Annotated in this window: 6 protein-coding genes and 1 pseudogene; 6 read left to right on the top strand and 1 reads right to left on the bottom strand. The window is 60.7% G+C overall.

The features are described from left to right. Nucleotides 1-249 (top strand): annotated as a pseudogene (locus OC610_RS21970) (hypothetical protein); the annotation flags it as partial. Between the two features lie 194 nt (nt 250-443). Here OC610_RS21970 and prmB read toward each other — a convergent pair. Next, nucleotides 444-1,352: a 50S ribosomal protein L3 N(5)-glutamine methyltransferase gene (gene prmB, locus OC610_RS21965; protein WP_181289807.1), complete on the bottom strand. Its 909-nt coding sequence runs from the start codon at nt 1,350-1,352 to the stop codon at nt 444-446. A 254-nt stretch (nt 1,353-1,606) separates the two neighbouring features. Here prmB and OC610_RS21960 point away from each other — a divergent pair, with 254 nt between their 5' ends. The 5 genes from OC610_RS21960 (at nt 1,607) to OC610_RS21940 (ending at nt 4,377) form a co-directional block, all read left to right on the top strand. Next, nucleotides 1,607-2,197, top strand: coding sequence for a cysteine hydrolase family protein (locus OC610_RS21960; RefSeq protein WP_030142333.1), 591 nt, complete (start codon nt 1,607-1,609; stop codon nt 2,195-2,197). 131 nt (nt 2,198-2,328) lie between these two features. After that, nucleotides 2,329-2,649 carry a hypothetical protein gene (locus OC610_RS21955; protein WP_264430738.1) on the top strand — a complete coding sequence of 107 codons (321 nt, stop codon included), beginning with the start codon at nt 2,329-2,331 and terminating at the stop codon, nt 2,647-2,649. Nucleotides 2,650-2,723: 74 nt separating this feature from the next. After that, on the top strand, nt 2,724-3,281 hold the full coding sequence (locus OC610_RS21950) for a Smr/MutS family protein (protein WP_264430736.1): 558 nt from the start codon (nt 2,724-2,726) through the stop codon (nt 3,279-3,281). Between the two features lie 77 nt (nt 3,282-3,358). Next, nucleotides 3,359-3,904: a GTP cyclohydrolase I FolE gene (gene folE, locus OC610_RS21945; protein WP_030142335.1), complete on the top strand. Its 546-nt coding sequence runs from the start codon at nt 3,359-3,361 to the stop codon at nt 3,902-3,904. Between the two features lie 101 nt (nt 3,905-4,005). After that, nucleotides 4,006-4,377: a glutathione S-transferase N-terminal domain-containing protein gene (locus OC610_RS21940; protein WP_264430733.1), complete on the top strand. Its 372-nt coding sequence runs from the start codon at nt 4,006-4,008 to the stop codon at nt 4,375-4,377. Nucleotides 4,378-4,426: the final 49 nt, after the last annotated feature.

The following is a 4,426-nucleotide window of genomic DNA, read 5'->3' as shown; positions in this document are numbered from 1 at the left end:
CAGGTCGGTGACCTGTCGGGCGACTGGAACACCGAAAAACTGCAATTCGTCGAGATCCTCGAAGCCGCACAGATGCTCCAGCAAGCCGAGCAGAACCTGGCGGAACAGGAGGTCAAGCTCAAGCAGCAGGAAGAGAAGGTCAACAAGTTCAAGCGCGAAGACACCGGGTTGCGCTTCACGATCACTTGCCTGGTGGCGTTTGCGATGTTCCAGGCAGGGCTGTTGATCTGGATTGCGACGCGGCATTGATTACAACCGCGCGGATAACACAGCCCCCGGCTCGGCTGCGCGCTGTAGGAGCTGCCGAGCGAAGCGAGGCTGCGATCTTTTCCCCTGACACTTGAATCTCAAGCGAAAGATCAAAAGATCAAGAGATCGCAGGCTTCGCCAGCTCCTACAGAGCCCGGCGGGAGCAAGCTCCCTCGCCACAAAGGCAGCTAGCGTCAAACTCGCGAAGCAAACAACGCCTGGTGCTCACGGCATTGTTCGGCGCTGAGCATGAACACACCGTGGCCGCCGCGCTCGAACTCCAGCCAGGCGAAGTCGACTTCCGGATACAGCGCCTCGACGTGCACCTGGCTATTGCCCACTTCGACAATCAACAGTCCCTTGTCGGTCAAATGATCGGCCGCCTCGGCCAGCATCCGGCGAACCAGGTTCAAGCCATCGTCGCCACAGGCCAGGCCCAGCTCCGGCTCATGCTGATATTCCTGCGGCATGTCGGCGAAATCTTCCGCATCGACGTAGGGCGGGTTCGACACGATCAGATCGAAACGTTGCCCCGGCAGCCCGTCGAAACCATCACCCTGGACCGTGAACACACGTTCATCGACACCGTGACGCTCGATGTTCTGGTTGGCGACTTCCAGCGCTTCGAACGACAAGTCCGCCAGCACCACCTCGGCCTCGGGGAATTCATACGCGCAAGCAATCCCGATGCAGCCGGAACCGGTGCACAGGTCAAGGATTCGCGCAGGCTCTTGGCCGAGCCAAGGCTCGAAACGTTTTTCGATCAACTCGCCGATAGGCGAACGCGGAATGAGCACGCGCTCGTCGACGATGAATGACATTCCACAGAACCAGGCCTCGCCCAGCAAGTAGGCAGTGGGAATGCGTTCTGCGATGCGCCGGCGCAGCAAGCGTTGCACATGCACCAACTCCTCGTCTTCGAGGCGGCAATCCAGGTAGCTGTCGGCGATCTCCCAAGGCAGGTGCAGTGCGCCCAACACCAACTGGCGTGCCTCGTCCCAGGCGTTATCGGTGCCATGGCCAAAGAACAGATCCTCCCCATGGAAACGGCTGACGGCCCAACGGATATGGTCACGCAGGGTACGAAGGCGGGAAGTGATCACGGCGGCAAACTCCAGAAAAATCGACGGGCGAGTCTACCAGCCAAACGCGCGGTCGCCCAAACGCGCCTGAAGCCAGGACAACATGCGCCGGATAAACTGTAGGATTCTTCCGTTTTTTGCGCGGCCCATTGAACAAAGCGCAGCTCTTGACAAGGCTGTAGGCCAGCAATGACGGCCCTTGCGATGGAAGCGATTCACAGAACCGCTCAGCCAGAGGAGAATGTCGCAAAAGCCCCACTCGAAGGAGCCCCAGAATGTCCGTTCCAAAAACGATGTTTCAACTCAGTGGCCGTGGTTATGCGGCGGCCAACCTGAGTCAAGCGACCCTGATCATCATCGACGCCCAGAAGGAATACCTCGCCGGCCCCCTGGCCCTGAGCGGCATGGATGCGGCGGTCGCGAACATCAAGCAATTGCTCGGCGCGGCCCGCGCCGCCGGACGGCCGATCGTGCACGTGCGCCACCTCGGCACCCATGGCGGGCTGTTCGATCCACAGGGTGAGCGCGGGGAATTCATTCCAGGCCTTGAACCACAAGGCGACGAAACCGTGATCGAAAAGCTGCTGCCCAGCGCTTTCCACGGCACCGACCTGAAGAAGCGCCTGGAAGAACTTGGCCCACTGGACCTGATCGTCTGCGGCTTCATGAGCCATTCCAGCGTCAGCACCACCGTGCGCGCCGCCAAGAACCTGGGTTTCCGTTGCACCCTGGTGGAAGACGCCTGCGCCACGCGCGACCTGCCGCACAAGGGCGGCGTCCTCAGCGCCGAACACGTACACCAGACCGAAATGGCAATCATGGCGGACAACTTCGCCACGCTGGCCATGACCCGCGACTTCGCCTGATCCCGCCCTGGATGAGCGGTCACTGTGCCGCTCATCCGCAAAAGCCTCTCATTTCCTTCAATTGGCCTAGCGTCAGGAACAACCCGAACATCTTCCGGTCGAAGGGCCGATACCCATTGAGGAAGGTCGGAATGAAAATATCCGATGGTTTTGACGCACGTCGCTTGCGGCCCAAAGGCCCGAGCAACTGGCGATTTCGTATCGGCGCGGGCATCGCGGCGCTGCTGGCAACACTGGGTGTGCTGCTGGCGATGGCCGGCGCCGCCAGCCTGCTGGGTCGTCCGCCCGCACTGGGCGAGTTGAACGCCACCCCGCTGGGTTCGGCGATCATCCTGGCAATCGGCCTGTTGGTCCTGCTGCTGGGCGTCTGGCTCTGGCGCCGTTGCCGCCGACGCGCCCGCCAATCCCTGGAGCTGGCCATGGCTCCGCACCTGATGAAAAAGCACGACTGATCCGCCATCCGACGTTTTGTCGCGCCCTATCCCACCGGAGTTGGGTAAACTGGCCGGCCTTCGCGGAGGCTGACATGCAAGACGACGACTTTTCCCTGTTCAAAAGTGCGATCCAGGGCGTAAAACCAATCAAACACGATCGCGCCGAAACGGGCAAACCCAAGGCCGATCGCGCACAGATCGCCAAGCTGCGCCAGGCCGCCACCATACGCACCGACGCCACCACCGTGGACGGGTTGTCCGATCAGTTCGTCATTGACGTCGGCCCCGAAGACGAATTGATGTGGGCGCGCGATGGCGTCCAGGAAAGCCAGATGCGCAAGCTGAAGGTTGGCCAGATTCCCTTCGAAGGCAGCCTTGACCTGCACGGCATGACCGTCGAAAAGGCCCGCGAGACCCTTTGGGCGTTTCTCGCCGAAGCCACCAAGTTCGAAATCCGCTGCGTGCGCGTCACCCACGGCAAGGCCATGCGGCTGGACGGCAAGCGACCGATGATCAAGAGCCACGTCAACACCTGGCTGCGCCAGCATCCACAAGTGCTCGGCTTCACCTCCTGCCAGGCGAAGCACGGCGGCGCCGGGGCGGTCTACGTGATGCTCAAGCGCACCATGATGGAAGGTCGCGACGAGTAGCCCCCGATTGCCGAGCTTGCAGCGCCGTGTCCGCCACCGTACCCTTGCCCTTTGCGTAAATCCCCACAGGTAGTTTCATGTCTCTGGAACAGAATTACACCGCGATTCTCGGCCAACTGGGCGAGGACGTTTCCCGCGAGGGCCTGCTCGACACGCCCAAGCGCGCTGCCAAGGCCATGCAGTACCTTTGCCGCGGTTATGAACAGACCCTGGAAGAAGTCACCAACGGTGCCTTGTTCAGCTCCGACAACAGCGAGATGGTGCTGGTCAAGGACATCGAGTTGTACTCGTTGTGCGAGCACCATTTGCTGCCTTTCATCGGCAAGGCCCATGTGGCCTACATCCCGAGCGGCAAGGTACTGGGCCTGTCGAAGGTCGCGCGCATCGTTGACATGTATGCCCGTCGCCTGCAGATCCAGGAAAACCTCAGCCGCCAGATCGCCGACGCGGTCCAGCAAGTGACCGGCGCCCTGGGCGTGGCGGTGGTGATCGAGGCCAAGCACATGTGCATGATGATGCGCGGCGTGGAAAAGCAGAACTCCTCGATGATCACTTCGGTGATGCTCGGTGAGTTCCGGGAAAATGCGGCAACCCGCATGGAATTCCTCAGCCTGATCAAGTAAAGCGTCTCGCGAAGAAAACCGGCATTGATCGCCGGTTTTTTTTCGCCCGCGAAAAATCAGGTAAGCTGCGCGCCCTCTTCTTTCCGCCGTGAGGCTATAACGTGATCGTCAAAGCGCTTCGAGTTGCCCTGGGCCAGCTCATCATCTTCATCGACTTCATCACCCGCCCCGGCAAGAAAAAGCGTCCGGCCGACGTCCAGGCGCAAGTCGAGCAGGCAGCTCGCGGCCTGACGCTGTATCAATTCCATGCCTGCCCGTTCTGCGTGAAGACGCGCCGGACCCTGCGTCGCCTCAACGTGCCGGTGGCGTTGCGCGATGCGAAGAATAATCAGCAGGATCGCCAGACGCTGCTGGAACAGGGTGGCCGGATCAAGGTGCCGTGCCTGCGCATTGAAGAAAATGGCGAGACCACCTGGATGTATGAGTCCAAGGTGATCATTGAGTATCTGGATAAGCGGTTTTCGGCGGTCTGATTGTTTTGTGGTGAGCTTTAAGGCCTCATCGCGAGCAAGCTCGCTCCCA

It is taken from the genome of Pseudomonas agronomica (genome assembly GCF_025917275.1).
Classification (GTDB): Bacteria; Pseudomonadota; Gammaproteobacteria; order Pseudomonadales; family Pseudomonadaceae; genus Aquipseudomonas; species Aquipseudomonas agronomica.
The sequence above is the reverse complement of the archived record's forward strand: the minus strand, read 5'-3'. Positions and strand labels throughout refer to the sequence as shown.